The following is a 22,329-nucleotide window of genomic DNA, read 5'->3' as shown; positions in this document are numbered from 1 at the left end:
CTCTAAGAATTGGGTAGCTTTGACTCTAATACCATTTGTAACCGGCTGGTAAATTGGGAGGGGCGATCGCTCGTTAAAATCAGTTGGTCGATTGCCCGCGTCATCGCTACGTAAAGTAACCGCGCTTCTTCTTCCGGTGCGCTATTTTCACGGGGCAAATAACCAATACCTGGAATTAACACCACTGGGAATTCTAACCCCTTAGATGAGTGCATCGTCATCAGTTTGATGCTAGCCTCGCCTGGGTTATAGTTGCGGCTCTCACTATTAGCATTTAACCACTCTATGGGGATGTGGGCTTGTTGGAAATCACTGAAGATGCGATCGCCCATAAATTTGAAGCGATAAATAATAGCTATGTCATTCCAGGGTGTACCACGCTCATGTAGTTGTTGCACTCGTTGGGCTAGGTATTTTACTTCCTGTTGAAAGCTGGGAAGTTTAATTAAATCTGGCATTGCTCCCTGTCTACCAGCACTAGCAGGTTCTACTAACACTATTTGGTCATCATTCCCGGTGGTGGGTTGCATCACTTCTTTAGCAAATTCGTAGGCTATACCTAACACCTGTTCTGTGTTGCGGTAGTTGAGTTTTAGTATAGTTGTGCGTCCCTGTGCCTGAATACCTACACTCTTGAAACTAAATCTCCTGTCGCGTTTTTCACCGTAGAGATTTTGGGCATCGTCGTACAAGATAAGCAGTGAGTTAGTTTCTGGGTTGACCATCTGTGCAACCAGTTTTAACCACTCTGGTTTAAAGTCGTGACCTTCATCTAACATCACTGCGTCATAAGTTCCGGCGGGTATTTTGCCAGCATCAACGGCGGCGATAACTCGGTTTACCAGTTCGTTGATGTAATCTTCCCCTTGGTACTTTCTGGGGTCAGGTCTAAGGATGCGGTATTTTTTTAGCTGATCCATGCACCACCCATGAAAATGTCGCACTATCACCCGTTGCCCTAAGTCTTTCTCTGTAATCATTTGCCGTAACTTGGCGGCGAGAGACACATTAAAACACAGTACCAATATGGGTTTATTACCGAATTGTGCAAGATGCTGACACCGAAAACCTAAAATCATGGTTTTACCTGAGCCAGCGACACCATGAATTACCCGATGCCCGTCTCCTAAACTGCGGGCTAATTGTTCCTGTTGCAAGTCCATGATTTTGAGGATATCTGGGATTTGCGGCTGCGCTGGTTCTTCGGTGGTGGTGTCTACATCAAATAAAGATAATTGTTTGGCAGTGATGCGTAAATCTGGGAAGATATGCCACCGGATTCTATCTATTTGGTTAGTGGTGAGTGTTTTACCAAAGTAATATGCCGATAAATCCCAAATCCGTTGCTGAAATTCTGCTGCATCGGTGCTAGGTAACATTTCATCTTTGCAGATAACCAAGTGTTCTTCAAACACTGCGGGAAGTTCACTGTTGTTAAAATCCTTGCGGCTGATGTTGGTAAACACTACACCGTAACCATAGGGAATAAGTAATTTACCATGATAGTCACCCTCTTGCTGCACTAAGGTAGGGTCTTTTTCTAATATCTTCTTAACTGCTAAGGTGTAATCTCTGGCCTGTTGTAGTGGATTTTGAACTTCCTTGACTCCATCCTCAGTAATGATGGTGACTGTGGAGGGATTGATACTTTTAATAGTGTCCAGTTTCCAGTCTTTGACTTCCAGAATAAATAAGCCCCGGCTGGGGTGCAGCACTATAAAATCTGGGTGTAACTGCTTTTTACCCACTGGTACGTCATACCACAGCAGGTAATCATCTTCCAATTTCTCCTCCAATCGCTGTGCTAACCTCTTCTCGCCAGGGGTCATTCTCATTGAGCAGCTATTAAATGAAGGAATTAGTGTGGCCATAGGACTGGTGATTTGGGGTTTCCTCGCTTGATTTGGGGAGCGATCGCTTCTACTGGTAGTTTTCCCTGTATGGGGAGCGATCGCACAGTTTATTTTCCTCTAAGAATTTGGGGGAGCGATCGCACAGTTTATTTTCCTCTAAGAATTTGGGGAGCGATCGCTTGGGTTTACTCTAATAATGAGAGGGGCGATCGCAATGTTATGCTTCACTTTCTAGCTGGTCAGGGGAGTTTAAAGCAGTTTCCATCAGGTCAACAATGGAGTTTTTGGTGTCGTATAACATTACTAAATGGTCTCTTGCCCTAGTCATAGCAGTGTAAATACCTGCTTTTTCTTGAAAATCTGCATCTGGGTCATGGGGAAATTCATCAGCCATGTCTAATCCAGCAATAATGACCGCATCAAATTCAACACCTTTTAGGGCATTCCAAGAGTCAACAATTACAAATGGTCTATCGACTACATTCATGTTTCTCTCTGTAGAACCTCTGGGGGCATGGTGTTGAATGTTTAGTTTTGATAATTCTGTACTAATTACATTCTTAAGTTCCCAATTCTGCGGATGTACTAAAACACCAATGGAAGATTGTTGATGACTTGATAACGCTAATTTCACTTGCTGGGCAACTGTTGATGGTAGTTCATAATTGGGAATTTGTAATAGTAAAGGCTGAATATTTGAACTTCTTGATTTTTTGGTTTTGGGTTCAATAATATCCCCTATCCTACCTCCTGCTTGTTCTTTTTTAGACACTTTTATATTAGCGTCAGCTAATGATGTAAGTATAAAATGCCAAGCAGACTCAAGGATTTCTGGGGAATTTCTATAATTAACATCAAAAATTTGAGAACGACCTACAACATCAATTCCTAGTTTCCGCCAAGACCAATCCTGTTTTCTTCTGTGGGGCTGACCATAAACAGATTGAGTGTTATCATAAACGAAAAAGAGGGATTTAGTATCTGAATCTAAAACTTCTAAAAGTGCCTTGAACCACTCATCATAAAAATCCTGAGCTTCATCTATCAGGATAGCTTGGTATTTTAACCGTGATTTTTCAGCTAAATCTATAACTTGCAGTCTTAACGCATCATTATTATCAAACTTATAATCATACTTCAAATTATGATAAGCCCAACTATTAAATGTATTGCAGGTGACTTGTCTGTTAATACCTTTTTCTCTTAATTTTGATTTAAGCCATCCATTCATAAAACGGTTATAGCTCAGGATTAAAATATCATCAAATTCATCAATAATTTTCTCAACTCTATTTCTTAAAACTAAAGACTTACCAGAGCCTGCAATACCCCGAACAAGTCCATGTCCTTTTATGTTCATGTTTTTGACTTTGGTTTGTTCTTTATCTAAATCTTCTCGGAGTAATCTTTGATTAACGGTTTGTTGAAAATCTATCCATTGTCCCATGATTTTTAATCCTTAGCTTTTTGGGTATCTCTGCTGTCAGTAATGACGAAGTGCGCTAACCTTAGCCTGCAATTGACGGTGCAATTATTTCCAAGAGTAAATACCTCCACGATTTAAAAAAGTTTCTACATTCCAACCGACTTGAGCTAGGGCAATATTGACACCAACTTCTAAAATTGGTGAACTGTAAAAATAAGCCCCCGTTGTACTGTTGTTGTAAAACTGCCCTTGTGGGTTGATCATCACATAGGAATCTTTCATCAAATTGTTTGTCTCTGCAACAACTCTAATTCCTTCATCCAAAAGGGTTTTGTGTTGTTCAACAAATTGTTGAAACTGCTGTGGCGAGATTAGCAAATCTTCAACACTACCATCATTCTGACCATTTACTGGTAGCACTTGAAAAATTTTCCACCTCTCTGGGCGTACTCGCCTAACAAAGCTTGACATATCTTCTTGGAAGTTAAGCCGAGTAACTACCGTATTAAGTTTTACACGAATACCGTACTGATGTAATTTATCAAACAAATCGATTGATTGTAGTACATGATTCCCATTTCCCCTTCCCAAATGCTTTTGAATCTCTTCCGAAGCAGAATCTACCGACAATGCGACCCAATCAATATCACCAGCGTGCTTGTCTAGCAATTCAGCCATTCGCGCACCATTGCTCACGATACTTGTTACAAATCCCAAGCGACGTGACTCAGCTACAAGTTCACCAATATAAGGGTGTAGTGTAGGTTCTCCCCCAGCAAAATTAATTTTTTCTGTACCTGCCTCACGCAGTAAGAAAAGAAGGCGTTTAGCATCACTAAGAGTTAAATAACCTTGAATATCACGAAAGGTAGCAAAGCAAAATCGACAATGATAATTGCATGGTTTCCACAGATGGAAATTTACAGATATTGGTAACATAAGAAGATTTTTTCGTAAATCAAAGAGTTAATGTTTGCTAGTTAATGCAAAGTCTGTAAACTAAATGAAGGGTATAGTTTGACCAATTCTGTTCAATTCATGGTACAAAGTAGAATAAGCCTGCTCTGGATTAGAATTAGTAGTATCAATTTCTAAAACTGGTATATCAACTAGGGAAAATATACGCTTATATGATTCAGTAAGGTTGCATTCCAGAGAAACTTTATCCCCATACCATTGTATAGGAACTTCCTGACTTCGCTTGGCAATGCGCTGGTTGATTATGGACTGAGATGCTGTCACGTAAACAATAACATCAGGCAGTAAAAAATCTGGGCTTGATTGTAATATGGGGAAATGACAAGATAAGTCTTGTTTGACCAATAAGCTGTTGTAAGCAAAAGTAGAGAATATATATCTATCAGCCACAACTCCCGAACTATTCAACTTTAATCTATACTCTTGGCTACGCATAAGGTTGCACAAAGTATAAAAATGAAACATAGTAATTGGGGAATTATTGGCAGCTATTTTATCCCGTAAATAAACTAACTCAGATGGTACACTGCTGTAATAAGAAAAATTGTGATGCTTGGCAAATAGCTCTGCAAGAGTAGTTTTACCAGCCCCATCTAATCCTTCAAACACCAAGAAAGGAAACTTGTTCATACCTTATAAAATTTACTTCCTTCACAAACTAATGATTGTGTGAGTTAAAACTTTGAGGCATATCCTCAGCTTTCCAAATCAGCACCCCATCACCAGCCGCCATGTCTTTGGCATAGCGTGTTGCCAGCCACGGCATCTGCTCAAAGTCGCGGATACCTTCAAGGATGCGGTAATATTTGGGCTTGCCTTGAAATAGCCAGTATGCCATTTTCCTTTGTAGATTTCCTCTCTCCGAGACGCTACGCGAACGCTTGGGGTGCGATCGCACTTGTAGTTGTGTATCTCTTTCCGAGGTCTAAAGGTAAAGTTAAGCAGACTTCAACAAGTTAACTAAAAACCCAGCAGAGCCTTTTGAACTTCGTCATGTGATACTTGAACTAGATTTTTAGCCGTGACATTTTCTTGTTGATAACTCAATTCAACCATTCCACCAACTGCTTTTATAAGTCTAAGTTGAAAAGAGGAAGACTGACTTGATAATACTTTTCCTTCAAGGACACCATAATTACCTGTAAGTTTATTTTTGTAAAAGATTTTACTCATTTCTGTTTAATGCTATTTACTGTTGATTGAGTTTTTCATTATTCTTGATTTGTTTAATAGAGACTTTTAAATGATGTAAATTTTATTGCTCTAGCAGTAGTTCCCTGATTATCTAAATCAAGTTCGTCACAAATAATACTATAAATATCTGTAGGAAATCCCCCATGAAAATCCCATTCTCTACCTTCATCTTCCATTCTTACAATGCCTGAGATATTTGGATATCTATAACCAAGTTGATGTCTTACAATATATGCTGAGAGGTCTTTGCTACGTTTAAAATTTAAAGGACGCATCTCTGCTAATAGTTGCTCTAGCTCTTCAGCTTCCTCTTTTGTTCTATTGTGAACATTAGCTATTCTTCTAATTTCATTTTGTCGTAGAGCTTCTGCCTGCCTACCTTGCTCCTCTTCTGCCTCTCTAAGTTGAGTCTCTAAGTTATCTCGCTCACCACTTAGTTCATGCTTGCGCTCAACTCCGACTAACTCTATGGTTACAAGGTCAAGCCAACTAGGTTTTGGAGATTCTACATTTTTCCAGATGCTCTCTACTTTTTGGATCAAGCCATGTAATTCATCTGCGTATATTTGACGTATCTCTTGTGTGCCTAGCCAAAGCTCACTAACTTGTTGTCCTTTTTCGTTTATCTCAATTCTATACCAGAAATTGACTGTTTCAACATCAGTTTCTCTATTGTCCAGTTTATCGGCTAATTCAGGATATTTTTTCTTGATTTTTTTTATGTGGAAGAAAACATTTCCACTAGGACTAGAAAAAGTACAACCGACAAACCCAAATCCTCTATCATTATTGTATGTTTTGATACTGCCAAAGTCTATCATCATAAACCAAACCGTTCTCCTAAACTTAATTGATACATTAAAAATATGAATTTATATTTTGTGATCACTACACTATTAGTTAACATCAGGATAAAGAATAATCTGAATAATACCACTAACTATTAACAGAAGAAACCCATATATCAACGAAATGCAAATAGTTGAAAATGTATTTCTGTTGCTAGGACATCTACCATGATTTTTATATTGATAATAGCGGCTGAAGACAAAAACTTGACTAAAATAAAAGCTAGCTCCTATTCCAAACCCTGTATCAAATGGGGTTGGTGGCATAAAAGATATTATTACTATAACAATGCTAATGTATATTAAATAATCTTTTTCTAATCTGGTTTGAGTAAACGCAAATATTCCTAAAAAGAATGCGTACCAAGAAAACATAAAATTAAATTGTTGCTTGAGTTCTTGAGGCGCATCGTGGAAATTAGAAGTTTTATTTGGATGATGACATAATGTAGGCAGCCAACTGAAGAAAGGTTTGACAGGTTCTATATAACCTTTTGCTATCATTTCATCTAATATCTCAAATTTTTTTTGCATTTGTGGACTGACATTTTCAAGCATCATGGTAATTATTTCCTGATAAACTACAATCTATAGTGAATGAGTGACACTGATTACAGTGCGCGATCGCTTGGTGTTTCCTCTAAGAATTAACGATTAGTTTTAGCTATTTACTTTCATTTGCTATGGCTGCACCAACTATACCTAAACAACATAAACCATAATAAAGTTCTGGCTCATTACCACATTTACCGTCTTTTTGGTCTTGTCTAACAGACGATCTCGACGCTGCGGACATACATTTACCAAAATTTCTCCCTCTACTCGCCAATGCTGGTGTTGCTAAACCAAAAGTGAAGAAAGCTGGAATAATTAAGTAAATAAACGCTCTTCGGTTCAGTAAATGTGAAGCTCTATGTTGTACATTTGCAGATACTAGATTTATGGGCTGAGTTTGTTTTTGAGCAGCTAATGTCTCTGCTGCTTCTCCACATTCATAAAAACGCTTTTGAGACAGTTTAATAGCTTGAGCCAAATCTTGTTCTAAAAAAGTTTTTTTGACATATTCAGAACAAGAATCACCGCCATGGAAAATACGATGAGCGCAACAATAACCCTTGTAAGGTGAAATATATTGTTGATAAAAGTTAATACTGAAGACTGATATCTTGCTGATAACGTTACCAAAATAACGCATAATTAACCTCTGAAATATGGCTTTTTTGGTATCGCCAGAAGGTGATGGCTGGATTGGGTATTGACTCATAAATTTAAGTGGATGTAATTTTAATACAGTAGTTAGGCGATCGCTTAGTTTTCCTCTAAGAATGGGAAGCAACGTTATCCTTTCAATTCATGTACACGTTGCCATTCCTGTGGTGTCACCTTGTAGTTGGTGCAGTTAGGCTGACGGATTACCATCAACATCTTGAGTACAGGGTCAAGCTTGAGGTCGTCGCGTAGCAGTGGCTTTTCTAACAACTTGCTGGTAAAGCGAATTTTGGCGCAAGGTTTAACACCAATGCGGCTGGTATCTATCCAGTAGCCAATGTCAGGGGGGTTAGTGATGATTTTGGGTGGTTCGATAATCTCTGCTATGGCATATATCCCCGCCTTATCCCCAGCTTTCCAAATCAGCACCCCATCACCAGCCGCCATGTCTTTGGCATAGCGTGTTGCTAACCACGGCATCTGCTCAAAGTCGCGGATACCTTCAATGATGCGGTAATATTTGGGGTTGCCTTGAAATAGCCAGTATGCCATTGTCGTTTGGTGTTTCCTCGCTTGATTTGGTGGGGGCGATGCTTGGTTATCCTCTAAGAATTTGGGGGACTGGGCGATCGCATACTAATACCCCAAAATTACATCTTGAATAATTTTTTCAATTTCTTGTGAGGAAATACCGCCATGAACATCGTCGCTAGTTTCTATAAGAGTTCCCCTTGTTCCCCCGCCCTCACTATATGGCAAGATATCATTTTCTCTATACCATTGTTTTTTTGCGTTCCATCTCTGCTGGTAAACTGGGTCATTAAGTAAACCACAATGTTCCCAATAGTAAGTTATGCCGCTTTCAGAATCTTCAATTGTGAAATCTGGATATTTGGTGATATTGCCAATTTTTAATGCTTGTTCATAAACATAATCAATTTTGTGATGATGTAATAAATTTGCGATAATTACTTCTGACTTAGAACGTACAGCTTCACCTTTAATGGTTCTATGAATTAGACGATCATCCAACCAACGTTTTTCTGAGTGACCAAGATTATCTTTGGATTTTAGGTGAGCAAAGAAAATTTCAGCTTGACAAGGCGTTTCAAATAAATTTGTCAACCGGCTCGCTGTTTCTGAGAACGCATCAGAAGCATATACTTTCAATTCAGACAAATCTCCTTGATGAAGGATAATAACACTATCCTGTTGTCGCGTTAATGCTGTATAAAGTAGCTCTTTGGAAAGTAGCCTGCATGGATTAGGTAATACTACTATTACCTTCTTAAATTCACTACCTTGTGCTTTATGTACTGTCAAGCAGTATGCTAGTTCTAAGGTGTTATTAAATTCCTCATTAAAATACCTGTCATCAAATTCATAACTGTGTTTAACTTGAGAGGAAAAGACAATTTGTAACTGCCACGGTTTCCAATTTCTTTTATCTGTTTTTTTCTTAAATTGTCCAACTACAATACCAATATCTCCATTAGCAATATATTTTAAGGCATCTGCATCGTCAGGATAAATATCCTTATGTTTATGGTTAACAACATTAATCACTTTGTCACCATAAACAATTTCTTCTGTTCCCATTGGTTTAGGAATTTGTCTTTTGTAGTATTGCTTTTCTAAGCCACCTCTGGCGGTTTCAATAGTTCTGGCTTTAAATGTTTTATGGATTAAGCGATTAATTTCTGTAACTCCAAAAGCTAAATTACGCACAGGAGATAATATCTGCCATTGTTCTATCGCGTTGGCGGATGTTGGATTAAAGTAGACATAATTGCCGTAAGGTACTCCTCCAAGAGACTCATCAAATTTTTGAGCATCATTTATCCCACTAAGATTAAGTTCTTTAACTAATACATCAAGTAAAGTTGTATGAAAGTCTTCTGGATTTTTCCAGGAAATAAACTTTAAATGCTTTGACTGGGCTGTTTCTGCAAACAATTTGAAAATATCATCTTCTCCTGGTGGAATATACTGACCACCAAACCAGTTAGCCAGCCTTACATCGTCTCTGTCATTACTTTGACGACGGCTAATAGTTAACTCTGTATAGTTATTACCAACGCGAGGAAAACGGCTTTCAATATCAGGAATATTTTTACGTATTTCATGGATAATATCTACAAAGGGACGACCTGGCCCAATAGGAGGTAATTGTTGCGGATCTCCTACTAAAATTATTCTTTTAACGCTTTTAACAGCATCTAGCAAAGCTGCCAGCATTTCCTCAGTCAACATTGACGCTTCATCTATAATTACAGTTTGTGCATCAGAAATGGCAGGGTAGGTAGATAAAAAATATCTTTGAGTTTCATTATCATATCTACGACAACGATAAAGAAACTGTGCAATGGTATAAGCTTGAACATTAGATTTTGTCTGTAGTCTAATCCGGGCTTTACCAGTAGGTGCTAGTAAAATAATTCCCTCTGAAGCAATCTCAGCTTGCTTACAAAGAGCAGAAAGAATAGTAGTTTTGCCTGTACCTGCTGATCCGATTAAAACTGAAATACGTGATGCGGCAATTTCTTGAAGAGATGCTGTTTTTTCTTGCCTTGCTTTTTCTTCTACTATATCTGCTACATTTATTTGCTTATCGAGTTCAGTATCTAATAATTTTCGCCAATTCTCTTTAATTTCAAACCTTTTACCTTTTATGCGCTTTCGGACAGAGTTCTTGATGAGCCTTCCCATTTCTGATAATCTTTGTAACTGGTATGCTTTTTCCGGGCTTCTCACACCATTACTATCAATTGTCTCTATCTCTACTAACTCAATGGCTTTGGGGTGAGATAAAAAACTTTCCTCTGCAACACGTATAGTATCTTCTGTTACTTCACAAGTAGGAGAAATTGGCATATTGCGAATTTTATCAATGACATCACTTCGAGATACTAAAGTGTCTCCAAGATTTGCAGACTGTTCTAGAATCTCAACAGTAAATGCCCGGATGCGTCGCTCATCAATCCCCGTATCAATAGCTGATGGTTTTGGTAGTGGATGTTTTTCTTGAATGCAACTATCTGGAAAAACTCCACGATCTACAGTCAATAGACTGATTTTAGTATTAGTTGTAGTGTGACGAGTTAATTCATAAATTAAGTAAGGATTATTCAATAATTCGGAATCTTGACAAATGATTCCTTTTTTCTCTCTGTCTGTTTTGACATACAAAATCTTTGCTTGCTCAGATGTAATTTCAAAGCGACTCAGTAATTTTAACAATGCTAATCGCTCTGGCTCTAAATTCTGCCAAGCTTTTTGTAATATATTGCCAATTTGAGAAGATAATTGAGGGGGAAGGTAAGCTTTTGGATTTACAAAAACTTTATCAATTAGTGGCCATGGATTTTCATTCTCTTCTAGCTTTGCAGCGATGTTTCTAGCCACAAAAGTACCTAATTCAATACCAAAAGCACTTAAAGCTGCACCCAATCCAGGGCAAGGTCCACGCATTTTCCAAACTTCTGTTAGACGATCATCAATCCACTTGAGGCAAGATTCCCAGTTACCAGGAATATGCTTTTTCGCTTTGTTCAAAGATTCAGCACAAGCCAGTAAACCTGCGATCGCTCCATCATGTGTAACGTGTTCTGCGCCAAAAGAAAATTCTCCAATTCTATCACCAGGAGCAAAGGCAGTAATTTCTGCTGGATCAAATTCTGGATGCTTTTTGGCAAATTCTATAGCCTGATGATAAGGTAAAATGAACCCATCTTTAAAATCTGGACGGATAGAATGTTGTACTGACCGTTCCCAGAGCATACAGCGAAGTTTTTCTGGGTTTGTATTTTTATACTCAATTGGTGAGCCAATATGCTTGACTCGTCCTACACCAATAATTACTCTTCGAGAATCTTCTACAAAAGGTACTTCTTTAGCATAAAAAAAGCAGAGTGATTCTTCAGGGCGTATATGTCGAAAAAAGCAATCTAATAAGGGAAGTTGATTACGATAGTCTTGAACCCAATCAGTTGTAAAATTTAATTTTGGTTCCCATTCAAGATTGATGTTTAAATGATATTCTTTTTTCTTGTGTTCCAGGTCATTATCCTGGGAAAGCATCCATTGAAACGGGATTGCAAGTGCTGAGTAAGGAGAATGTCTTATTGGTGTCGGTTCAAAATGACCATGAGTATCTGGCGATGTTTTCGCATAGGGATGAACAACTGTCCTAGTATACTCGAAGTCAGCCATAAAAGTGCCACGCTCTGCTACACAGCATGGTAATTGATTAGGCTGCAAATCTTGAATAGATTGGCCTGCAACAGCAGTTTCAGCATCATCATTTCTATTTTGGGCAATATTTTTTAATTTTAAGCAAGCATTATTTAGTTGAGGAGCTTTGCATACTGTTCCATTCCAGCCATTATCATGCCAGGGAACACGAATAGAAATATGACGCAGAGGATAATTAGATTTGTTTAGGGTGTTCATTGTTCAGAAATTAAATAACTATATTTCTAGTGGATTTCAGTTTTTGTTTTAATTAGGCAAAGAAGGCGATCGCATCTTTAAGTTTTCCTCTAAGAATCTGGTTTAAACCACTCATAGCAAATCAACTTAATGTCTTTTTGCTGAATAATTTCTGCTTGTCTTATGTCTTGGTCATCTGCAAGTTCCTCATATTGGTCACTGTCTACAAAATATTCATCTAACTCGGAAATGAGTAAGCTGACATTTTTATGTTGTTTGAACGTCTCCCAAATCGCCTTAATATCTCGCTCATAACTACGAGAATTAACGGTAGTGATTACCTTTAATACCCGTTCCTTGGCTTCTTCATCAATTGGTTCACTTGTAAATAAATCAGGTTGAGTGAGGGCATGATGAATACTTTGTAAAAGCTTGGTCATTTGCGGTTTAATGCCTTTAGCTGTCTGCTGTTGTTGGAAAGAGTTAAACAGATTGCCTATAGCTCTTTCTAAAACAGAGAAAATGCGGTTATCAAACTCAACTGGTGGTAATTCGTCGGGTCTGGGAAAATCTGAGGATTGGCATTTAAGCCAGTTAAAAATGGTGCGTTTGTCGCTAATTAATCTCGTAGGGTCTAGAGAAATAGCGTCATTAATCCGTGGGTAAAAGTGCCAAAAGTGCTTGTCTTGTACCCGAAAAGCAAAGAATATGCCCCCATCAGGAACGTTGGGGTGGGGTATGGGTTTATTCCAGGTGCTATGAATACCAAAGGGGATATCATCAATTAGTTCTTTGCTTGCTTGTTGTAAAAACTCTAGTAGGGGTAATCTCATCTCATCTAGGGATACCAAATCAGATGCTTGTTCTAGTTCCTCTAAAATGGCTTGTTTTTCTGCATCGGTGTCAGCCATCTTGAGTTTGTACAGTTCGTCTAATGATTTACCAGAAATAGTTTCACCTAGTACGCTACCGTCTAGCCCTACCTCACGGTCAATGGTGGCGATGCGCTCTTGTAATCTTTTGACTAGCCCTAATAGCTTCTCTAGTCCCTGTTCTGGAAAGCAGTTGTAAATAAATAGCTCGTCATAATCAGTGCCTAAGCGGTCAATGCGTCCTGCCCTTTGAATCATACGGACTGGATTCCAATGCAGGTCATAGTTAACTAACACCCCAGCATCTTGCAGGTTTTGACCTTCTGATAGTACATCTGTACAGACAAGAATATCAATTGGGTTTTGTTGCAGTAGAGTTAATTCTTCATCACTATCACTTTGAACATTAGCTTTAGGGGCAAACCGTCTAACTTTCTCTTCCCGTTGTTTACTGGGGGTTGCACCAGTCAATAACTCAATCACAGGGGCTTGAGTGTTAACCGTCATTTGGGATAACCAAGCTGTATCTGTAATTAATTGTTTATATAAATACTCAGCCGTATCTTTAAAGTAGCTAAATACTAAAATCTTTTTACCTTGCAGTTGAGTTTTGAGCAGTTCTTTGAATGCTGCTAACTTACGGTCATAGTCTGTATTCGCTGTGGCTGAGGATTCAATTTTTTCTAAGGTGATAATAATATTGTTTAAAATTACTAAGTCTGCTTGAATTTGCTGTTGAAGTTTGTTTAAATCATAGTCTTTCGGGTCAACTTCACTTAGTGATCCAATAATGACATTAACTGAGTTACCTTCTTCTTCGTCTGTTTCAGCAGCTAATACTAACTTGCGAAAGTTTTTACTATCTAATAGCTTTCCTTGTTGAGTCAGAATTTGATAAAAATTAGTCTGAAAGTCTCTTTGGTTGCGAATACTATTTTTAAAAGCCAATAGTGAACTTTCAAATCGTTTAAAATATAATGCTTTTTGGAGGGCAACTAGGGCATCATTGCGCTTAACTTCATTTTCTTCCCCTTTATCCTTGCGCTTTTTAAAAGCCTTAATGTTATAAGCAGGTAAGTTAATCTTGTCAATCTGAGTGGCTATCCCCGTATACAGTCCAGCAAAGCTATCCTCAAAGTTATAAGTAAACTGTTCTAACTGGCGTTTAGGAAAGTGAATTAATTTACCATTAATGCGAATTTCTTCACCTGCTTGTTGCCTTCTAATCACATCCTGGCGGCTGCGTCTCACCATTGTTTGCATGAGGAGTTCTGTAATTTCTACCCCACCTTTAGCTAAGGCTTTAAAATAAGTCTTGAGGTTAGAAATACCCCATTCTCTGTAATAAGTTTCACCACCACGGGTAATAAGTAAAATCTGATGATAAAGGTCAAATATACTGTTATTGATAGGGGTAGCTGTCAACAACACTACCCGTTTGTTTCGTTTACCACTACTGACCAGTTTGAGTAAATTACGGTAGCGATTGGTGGCACTGTTGCGGAAATTATGTGATTCATCGACCACCACGATGTCATAACGGGCGTAATCTTGAACATTAAAGCTTTGACGGCTGATTTCTTCATGGGAAATTACATCAGCTTTAATGCCAAATTCATCTAGTTTTTTGTCCCACACTAATTTTTTAAGTTGCGCCGGACAAACCACCAAAGCACGAGGCACAAATCTCGGTTTCCTCAGTTTAATTAGGTAATAGTCCAGTAGCCGCAATCCAATAAAGGTTTTACCTAAACCCACAGCATCAGCAATAACACAGCCATCGTGTCTTTCTATGAGTCTGACTGCTCTTTCAAATCCTTCTTGCTGGAAACTGGCTAGTTCTAATGAGGTGCGATCGCTCTCCCCAATGACGCTATCATCTTTAAACAGTTCGTAGAGTACCTTGAGAAATATTTGATATGGTGTATATGCTTTACTGCCAAATTTGGAGGCGTTGAGCGCGTCAATTAGTTTGGTTTTGTAGTCGGTATCAACGCTCTCGTGATTCCAAAACTCACTAAACCAGTTATGGCGCAAATCTTGAGCGATGCCTCGATGTTTGTTGAGTATATTTAGTTCACGGTTGGTATCAATCCCCGCCGGGGTGAAGTTACTTGAGCCAACTATGGAGTAATAATCAAATATATAAGCTTTGGCGTGTAAAAATTCCCCATTCGTTGCCCCATATAACCTAACCTGGATGTGGTCTTGCTCTAAGTACGCAATCATCCGGTCAATCTGTTGCTTGTACTCTGGCTTAAATTCCTCATCCTCTAACTGCTGCTGGATGTCACGGCGGAAGTAGCGGATTAAGTCTATGCGATCGCTCTCTGCTGGTCTAATAGTAGGGTCACGTCCAATGAGTAACCGCAGGCTGGTTAGTTGGTTCATGGCAGCCTCCAGGCGTACCCATGCCTCGATGCGGAAAAATCCGGTGGCGATGTCAAGGATAATTTGGTTTTCATCCTCAATTAAGGTTTTGAGGATGGTTTGCAGTTTGTGGCGGGAGTTGTCTATGTAGTCTGGTAGAGGCATTTTATAAACAATCAATTCTAAAATACAAATCTAAAAATACCAACAGTTCCGCATAATATAACTCCTAATAAAATGAAGCCACATCCTACGTTTAAACGATTACTATTTGATTCTTCTATAACTGAAGCTAATATAGTGCCTTTGGGATAAATAAACGTAAATAAACAGATATCAATCACAAAATTCATAATCCCATGTTGAATGCCATTTAACCCTAGTGGGTCAGTAAAATCTATAATCCCATTAATACTAGCTATACAAGAAATCAGGGTTGTGTAAATTTTACTAATTGTTTGTCTATCGTTTGGGAAGCCAAAACTAACAGCTAAATTAGGTTTAACTAATCCAATTACCCAAGCAATAATAAACATTGATGCTAGGCTATCAGTTAATGTTTGATTAAGTTCGCTTGAAAATTTCAACCATATCCAATACAACAATCCCCATATTGCTAGTTTTAATAATAGGCTAGGAGAAGTTGATTGTGTATCATATTCATCTACTTGGATACTTTTATCAGGTTGATTCGAGCTATCATTATTTTCAGATATTTTTGATTTTTTATCCAAATCATTATTGAATATTTTAGAAACTTCATTGCTATCCATAATATTTACATACCTCTAATAATCTTCATTTCCTCAGCAGTCAGCCCATAAAGATGAGCTACCCTATCATTTATTTCTGCTTCCCACTCCTCTACACCTTGACCTTTAGCATCAAGGCATTTTTGTACTAAGGCTTCTATAGCTAGGCGTTCTGGTTCGGGGGCAGTGGGTATGGGAATTTGTGATACATAAGGAGTTTGCATAGCATAAGCCCCACCTTGTAATTTTGAAGCTACATAACTTAAAAAAAACCAAACTATTTTTGAATTTAGTAGTGATAAAAGGTAAAAATTAGCGTTGGGTATTAAGAACGTTTTGTTATTAGAGTATGCGTGAGAATTATCCCAAGCAAACGCTTGAAATGTAGCAATTTCTTGATATAAGATTTTAGGAGTTTTAAATTCTTTATAATAAGCTATATTATCTTGTATTTCGTACCATTGATAACTGCCCTCTTTTCGACCTCCTTTGATACCTGGAGTTAACTGCCCTTTATATGTTAATAAATAATCGTGAATAGCAGGATAGTTTGTAATATCAATTCCCCTTCTTGTAAAAATCAGCCACAAGTCCTGATAATCCACACACCACCGCTTAACATCCCGTCCCCTCAAAAATGGTTTCAACACCTCAGATGATGATTCATGTTCAGCAATCAACCTATCCCGTGTCGCTCTATCAACAACAAACGCCTCATTTAAACCTGTTAAAATTCCTCTATAAAACCTACCATTGACATACTCACCCAACGGAGTACCAGCACCTCTCAACTTATCCAACAACCGCAACACAGCCGGAGATTCTAACCGCCAACCATCAGCCCCTAATTCCTTCTGAGGCATATAAAAACTGTGGCTTTTGTACACCGAATTAAACTCTTCAACAGTTTTCCCCGCTTCCCAATTCAACACCAATGCCTGATGATTATCTGGTTTACTCTTACTCACCAAAATAATGCTAGGGTATGCGATCGCCTCAAACACTGGAGAATCACCAAAGTCAATCAGCACCTCTACCTTGGATTTTTCCCCTAAAAATGACCGCAGCTTCTCACCATAACCAGCACGGAAGTATTTATTAGAAGTGATATAGGATAAATGACCACCAGATTTAAGTAAATTAAACCCCTGCTCATAGAAATAAACATAGAGGTCAGCTACCCCGGTGTAACAGTCATATTCTTTTTGTAGTGCTGGTTTTAGTTCCTTGATGGACTCCTGTCTTACATAAGGCGGATTACCAATCACCACATCAAAACCGCCCTTATCCTTAAACACATCATTAAAATGTAGATGGTATTGGAAGAAATTAAGACTACGCTCCCCACTTTCCACATCAGCAGCAAAACTATCCAACTCCATTAACTTGCTACCAATCTCAGTTCGTTCCTTCTCCTGAGTTTTAGAAACCTTACCCTTTAGTGCCTTAATCTTGCGTTCTAAATCCTGCTGTTTACCTTCCCAAAATTGGCGACGGTCATTTACAGCAGTGCGAAACACATTAGCCTCAGCTTGTAAAATCTGCGATCGCAACTCGTGTCTTTCTTCAGTTTGGGCATCAAAATAGCGGCGTTGCAGTTCTAGCAGTGGTTGGATTGCCATTTGAATGGGTGTTACTGCCAACATTAACTGCTGTTCTTTAGTGGGGTCAGGTATTAACCTTTCGCCGTGAATAGTGCTAATGAGAGAATCACCGCACATTAACTTATAGTCCAGGTTGGGCAGTGGTTCTACATCGTCTACATCTGGGATATCCACCACCAGCGACAACCACATCCGCAGCTTGGCAATTTCTATAGCCTCTGGTTTAATGTCCACACCATAAAGATTGTTGGCGATAATTTTGCGTTTTAGTTTACTCATCGCCAAACTACCCCGTTGAATAGGTACACCCTCACGACGGGCGATAACTTGACGTACCGCCAAAATCACCTGCATCATTCCTAGAGGAAAAGCACCAGAACCCACCGCCGGGTCAAGAACTTTCACCTCATTTAGTGCCTGTTTTAACTGCTTAGTTTGTTCCTTGGTGAGCAGTTGCCTTAAGTGACTTTCTGGTGCATCGGGGTCAAGTTCAATTAATTCCCTAATAGCCTCCAGACTCATACCTGTAGCATCTGCCAAGTACCGAGATAACACCTCAGTACACATAAACTGGACTATGCCACGCGGGGTGTAAAACGTTCCTGACTGTCCCCTCTCCTCAGCAGCCAGCATATTTTCAAACACTTTACCCAACATCTCTGGGTCAACTGCTACATCCTCATCACCTGCTACATTCTCAGCAATCGTGAAGTTATAGCTATTGAAAAAACCTAAAATACTCTCTGGTTCACCGGGGTCAAACAGGGAATTAGGTAAAGTAATTGTTTGTGGTGTTTCTCTACCAGCAGCGTCTTTTATTCCCTCGCCATAATCTCTATCAAATAGACCACCATTGAGATAAGGTATTTGTCCCTCACCCCAACGATGCACCAAACCAGGACGGTCTTGATTGAGGGTTTCAAAAAATAACGGTTCTAACACCTGTGCATAATAATCGGTTTCATCAGGTTCGGTTCTCAATGCCTTGTAACGAGTTGTCAAAAACCGATAATCACCAGCTAAAAATCTCTTCTTCTGGAGGAAATATAAAAACATGATGCGTCCCAGAAGACGCTGTGAAAACTGGTGTAGCCTGTCAGCATCAGCAAAGTAAGGAACATCATTATATTTCTTAACCGCTTGCTGTACCTGATCAAATATCTGCTTGTAGCCTTTATAGAAAGACTTGGTTAACTTCTCAACATCAAACGCTTCACAGTGGGTTTTGTATAGCTCCTGGGGTGATTGCTCCCTAACCGCTATTGCTTCCAATCGGTCACGGTCATAATTAGTGGGATTGGTGCTATCAATTAATAACTTGCGGATGCTGGTTTTTAAATTCAGGTTATTATCATAATTCTTGCGAGGATTCACCAACATCAACTGGTTAAAATCCTTCGTCGCCAACAGCAAAAAATCAGTTGCACGCTGACCGATAACATTAGCGATCGCTCTCATGCGACTACTAACGGCATTGCTAGAAGTCCATTCTTCTGGATGCAACTGAAACAGTAATACTTGCAGTTCGCCGTTACCCTGATCAGCAATCAGGTATGAATCATAAATTGCTTCAGTGCTACGGGCTGGTAAATGTAAGTCATCTATATTTAGAGGTTGAGCAGCAGCGTTGTAACCCAGTTTTTGAAATAGGGCTGCAATTTTCTCAGGACTACGAATATTTGATAAATCATCCAATTGCAATAAACGCTCTGGCATCTTCCCCTACACCTTTAACTACCAAAATACTTCTGCTTTAAATCTTGCCCTTGTTTACCCAAATCCTGTAGCTTCTGCTCAATCTTCTCCATAGCCATAGGTGAAGGTTTAGAGCGTCCGTTTTCCCATCGGTTAATCGTGGTATATGTCACACCCAGATATGCTGCAAACTGTTCTTGAGTAAGGCCAGTCAGCAACCGCAGATTCCGAATTAGCCCCCCAATTTCAGGTTGCTTGACTACCAAAGGTTTTTTGATGGTCATTTATATTACCAACTGCTTGATATAGCAAGTGACATATTAGTTGTAATGTTAACCGTACTGAAGCGTAATGGCAAGGCTTGTATAATTACATCATGTATTTTTTTGTGATAAGAAGATTAAACTTGTGCAACAAATTTATGTAAACCAAGCAAGCAGATTGAATGAGGCGGCTGATACAATTCAGTGAAAATGCGGTCAATAGTGTTGAGTCGTAATATGCTTGTTTGCTGACAAGGCTGAACCGAATGCTTGACTCTATGGTAATAAGCAGCATTTAGGCAACTAATATTTTAATGCGGCGATACTGGTTTTACTCCATCTTCACCAGAGTAAATACTGAAGGCTAAGGCTGTACCAATGCCGTAGCTTTACCGAACTTAATTTTTTTTCGTCTTTATCAAATTTCCATAATTGAAAAGTGCGATGGATGAAGCCTAAATGACTAAATAGCTTGATGAGCGATCGCCCTCCCTACTTTTCCTCTAAGAATAAGGAGCGATCGCCCTCCTACTTTTCCTCTAAGAATAAGGAGCGATCGCAATTATCTTAACCAAACATGAGCTTATCTATTACGTTGTTGTCGGCGATAGTCCCAAGGTTTTTGATAGTTACCTGACCACACACCCAACTTTTTAGATTTAGCGATTTGCTCTGCACTTTCAAAAGCCAATTTATTGGGGCATTTCCCCGCATATTGTTTATATAAATAGGCGTTGCCGGATGATAATTGTTCCTCATTAAAGTTCTTCTCCTTCCCATTCTTAGAGGAAAAGATTTCGGCGACGAGGCGGTTATAGCGATCGCGTTCAACTTCTGCAACCATCACAGTTCCGCCCACTTCATTAACTAATCTTTGTAGGTTAAGCTTTGATTCTTGACCTAAAGGCTGTTTTGATTCTGGTGCATCAATACCGCAGAGTCTAACCTTTTTCTGTTGTCCGGTTGTCTGGCGGATAGTGAGAGTATCGCCATCTGACACTTTTACAACTTGCCAGATTTCAGTTGTTGGTAAAACTCGGTTGTCAGCATACAATTTCTCACAGCCAACAAGCGCAGTAATTGTACTGAATAAAATTCCAATATAAATTTTTGTTTTGTAATTTAATGCCATTTTCATGTGAATTTCCTACCTATTTTCACCACTTATCAAATTGATTGGCTTTTTCTAAGATGATTTCAGTCCAATCAATTGTCAATGTGATGTGATGAACATAAAAAATATTCTTCCACTAGGATTATTGGCTTCTGCGTTAGCTTCCTCGCCGGCTCTGGCGATTCCTTATAACAGCGCAACAACTTATAAGGCAATGGATGGAGCTAATCAAGTAGTAGTATTTAGTGCCACTCCAGGAAGCCGGATTCAAGTAAATCTAGGTAGTAGTCCTCGACCTGTAGCGCGCTTGGCTGGTGCTTGTGGAGAGGTGCGGATTAGTCCTCCGGCATCCGGTGACTACACAGGCTTAGAAGTAGATGGAGTTGCAATTGATAGCTCTACACTTCCAACACAAACTTTACCTACTTGCGTAAGCGGAAGCTTTTCAGAGTCTAGAAGTGCAAACTTTAAAACTCCTAATAATCAAATAGTGATTGTTGGTAAAACTCCAGGGGCAGCTGTAGCTGTATCACTTCCCTCTGCTGTAAATCGAAATGTAACTGTAAATGGTTGCGGATTTGGTATACTTCGCCCCAGCAGTGGACAGACACTACCATCATCTTTCTTGGTTGGCTCAACTAGCTATACTCTTGCTTCCCTTCCTGACGCTGGGAGCATCCCACTTTGCAGAACCGTTGGCGGGACACCTTACGGCTATGTTCCTGCATCTTGGTAAGTAATTTTTTGTGGGGCGATCGCTATTTTTCCTCTAGGAATGAGTAAGCGATACCTACAGCAGCCGTAAGGTATCGCTTTTTTATGGGTGAGATGAGATATGAACAGACTTTTAATATTTATTGCTTTACTTGCTGCTGGATTACCATCAGCCGCATTAGCTCAAATGAGTGGTTATCTTGGTGCTGATGGTTTTTTTAGTATCAGGGGTTTGCAGCCATCAAAATCTTATTCTCTAAATTTGGGTGGAATGCCATTAATTAGGAGTGGCATTTCTAATAGCTGTGGGATTTTAAGAATTGCTAATAATACTCAAGTTAAAGCTAGCGATAAAATTGAAATTCATGATGTGAAGGCTAATCAATTTTATGGCTTTGAGAATAATGCCAATATTCCAATAAAGGATATTAGATGTAATGCTGGACAGATTAAAGCTGAAAGGGAAATTTGGAAAGATGTTCGGGGAACAATTTGGATTAGTGGGCTAACGCCTTCTAGCGCACAAACTATTAGATTATTATCATCAAGCCCTGCAAGGAATATTAGGGCTAATCAGTGTGGCTTTATATCTGTTCGACTAGGAAATCCCCAGCCTTTAGGGATAATAGTTGATAATCAAGCTTTTTCAATTTCAGGAGCAACCGCAGGAGGGGGAATAGTTTGTAGAAGAGGTAAGTTATATGTGGCTTATCCGCCACAAGCACAATCAGTAGTCAACCCAATATCGGCTATTCAGTGGAGAAGTCAACCACAAAATCAAGTTAATTTCCAAGTCTACACTTCAATTGCTTCAATTGCTTCAACTGGAGGAACAACAAATTGGAGCAATCCCCCATCTTCACCACCTCCCTCGCCGGAAGCGGGAAATGCTTGTACAGTGGGAGTGAACTGTGACCCACCGCCACCGCCTCCACAAGAAGACCCGCCGCCACCACCACCGCCGCCACCACCACCGCCACCGCCGCCACCACCACCGCCACCAAAG

General features: G+C 39.3%; 17 protein-coding genes and 1 pseudogene. 2 read left to right on the top strand and 16 right to left on the bottom strand.

The genetic code is table 11. The features are described from left to right. Positions 1 to 2 precede the first annotated feature (2 nt). From A3775_RS12020 to A3775_RS11945, 16 genes are all read right to left on the bottom strand, one after another. Entirely contained in the window at positions 3 to 1,835 is a 1,833-nt protein-coding gene (locus A3775_RS12020) for a DEAD/DEAH box helicase (protein WP_231866993.1), read from the bottom strand. Between the two features lie 235 nt (positions 1,836 to 2,070). Then, positions 2,071 to 3,300 carry a UvrD-helicase domain-containing protein gene (locus A3775_RS12015; RefSeq protein ID WP_066425089.1) on the bottom strand — a complete coding sequence of 410 codons (1,230 nt, stop codon included), beginning with the start codon at positions 3,298 to 3,300 and terminating at the stop codon, positions 2,071 to 2,073. Positions 3,301 to 3,384: 84 nt separating this feature from the next. Further along, positions 3,385 to 4,218 (bottom strand): viperin family antiviral radical SAM protein, encoded by an 834-nt coding sequence (locus A3775_RS12010; protein ID WP_066425088.1) that lies wholly within the window; start codon positions 4,216 to 4,218, stop codon positions 3,385 to 3,387. Between the two features lie 60 nt (positions 4,219 to 4,278). Then, positions 4,279 to 4,887, bottom strand: coding sequence for a deoxynucleoside kinase (locus A3775_RS12005; RefSeq protein ID WP_066425086.1), 609 nt, complete (start codon positions 4,885 to 4,887; stop codon positions 4,279 to 4,281). Positions 4,888 to 4,915: 28 nt separating this feature from the next. Further along, the gene (locus tag A3775_RS12000; RefSeq protein ID WP_066425084.1) at positions 4,916 to 5,095 is read right to left on the bottom strand and encodes an EVE domain-containing protein; all 180 of its coding nucleotides are present in this window, start codon (positions 5,093 to 5,095) and stop codon (positions 4,916 to 4,918) included. A gap of 122 nt (positions 5,096 to 5,217) precedes the next feature. After that, entirely contained in the window at positions 5,218 to 5,430 is a 213-nt protein-coding gene (locus tag A3775_RS11995; RefSeq protein WP_066425083.1) for a hypothetical protein, read from the bottom strand. Between the two features lie 53 nt (positions 5,431 to 5,483). Further along, entirely contained in the window at positions 5,484 to 6,275 is a 792-nt protein-coding gene (locus A3775_RS11990; protein WP_066425082.1) for a cold shock domain-containing protein, read from the bottom strand. 72 nt (positions 6,276 to 6,347) lie between these two features. Beyond that, the gene (locus A3775_RS11985) at positions 6,348 to 6,860 is read right to left on the bottom strand and encodes a hypothetical protein (protein ID WP_066425079.1); all 513 of its coding nucleotides are present in this window, start codon (positions 6,858 to 6,860) and stop codon (positions 6,348 to 6,350) included. 103 nt (positions 6,861 to 6,963) lie between these two features. Next, entirely contained in the window at positions 6,964 to 7,563 is a 600-nt protein-coding gene (yidD, locus tag A3775_RS23545) for a membrane protein insertion efficiency factor YidD (RefSeq protein ID WP_231866992.1), read from the bottom strand. A 74-nt stretch (positions 7,564 to 7,637) separates the two neighbouring features. Next, positions 7,638 to 8,060 (bottom strand): EVE domain-containing protein, encoded by a 423-nt coding sequence (locus A3775_RS11975; RefSeq protein ID WP_066425074.1) that lies wholly within the window; start codon positions 8,058 to 8,060, stop codon positions 7,638 to 7,640. A gap of 84 nt (positions 8,061 to 8,144) precedes the next feature. After that, entirely contained in the window at positions 8,145 to 11,960 is a 3,816-nt protein-coding gene (locus tag A3775_RS11970) for an ATP-dependent RecD-like DNA helicase (RefSeq protein ID WP_066425072.1), read from the bottom strand. A gap of 89 nt (positions 11,961 to 12,049) precedes the next feature. Beyond that, complete coding sequence (locus A3775_RS11965; protein WP_066425070.1) at positions 12,050 to 15,346, bottom strand: helicase-related protein; 3,297 nt, start codon at positions 15,344 to 15,346, stop codon at positions 12,050 to 12,052. A gap of 17 nt (positions 15,347 to 15,363) precedes the next feature. Beyond that, positions 15,364 to 15,954, bottom strand: coding sequence for a hypothetical protein (locus tag A3775_RS11960; RefSeq protein WP_066425068.1), 591 nt, complete (start codon positions 15,952 to 15,954; stop codon positions 15,364 to 15,366). A 5-nt stretch (positions 15,955 to 15,959) separates the two neighbouring features. Next, positions 15,960 to 19,253, bottom strand: a complete 3,294-nt coding sequence (locus A3775_RS11955; RefSeq protein WP_066425066.1) for an Eco57I restriction-modification methylase domain-containing protein — start codon at positions 19,251 to 19,253, stop codon at positions 15,960 to 15,962. Positions 19,254 to 19,267: 14 nt separating this feature from the next. Next, a complete protein-coding gene (locus A3775_RS11950; protein WP_066425065.1) occupies positions 19,268 to 19,516 on the bottom strand; it encodes a DNA-binding transcriptional regulator in 249 nt (82 codons plus the stop codon). A 562-nt stretch (positions 19,517 to 20,078) separates the two neighbouring features. Beyond that, positions 20,079 to 20,633 carry a thermonuclease family protein gene (locus A3775_RS11945; protein WP_066425064.1) on the bottom strand — a complete coding sequence of 185 codons (555 nt, stop codon included), beginning with the start codon at positions 20,631 to 20,633 and terminating at the stop codon, positions 20,079 to 20,081. 88 nt (positions 20,634 to 20,721) lie between these two features. Here A3775_RS11945 and A3775_RS11940 point away from each other — a divergent pair, with 88 nt between their 5' ends. Both A3775_RS11940 and A3775_RS24635 read left to right on the top strand, forming a co-directional pair. Then, positions 20,722 to 21,345 carry a hypothetical protein gene (locus A3775_RS11940; RefSeq protein ID WP_231866995.1) on the top strand — a complete coding sequence of 208 codons (624 nt, stop codon included), beginning with the start codon at positions 20,722 to 20,724 and terminating at the stop codon, positions 21,343 to 21,345. A 99-nt stretch (positions 21,346 to 21,444) separates the two neighbouring features. Further along, positions 21,445 to 22,329: pseudogene (locus tag A3775_RS24635) on the top strand (hypothetical protein); the annotation flags it as partial.

Origin of the sequence: Anabaena sp. 4-3 (assembly GCF_001597745.1) — a bacterium.
Classification (GTDB): domain Bacteria; phylum Cyanobacteriota; class Cyanobacteriia; order Cyanobacteriales; family Nostocaceae; genus Trichormus.
The sequence above is the reverse complement of the archived record's forward strand: the minus strand, read 5'-3'. Positions and strand labels throughout refer to the sequence as shown.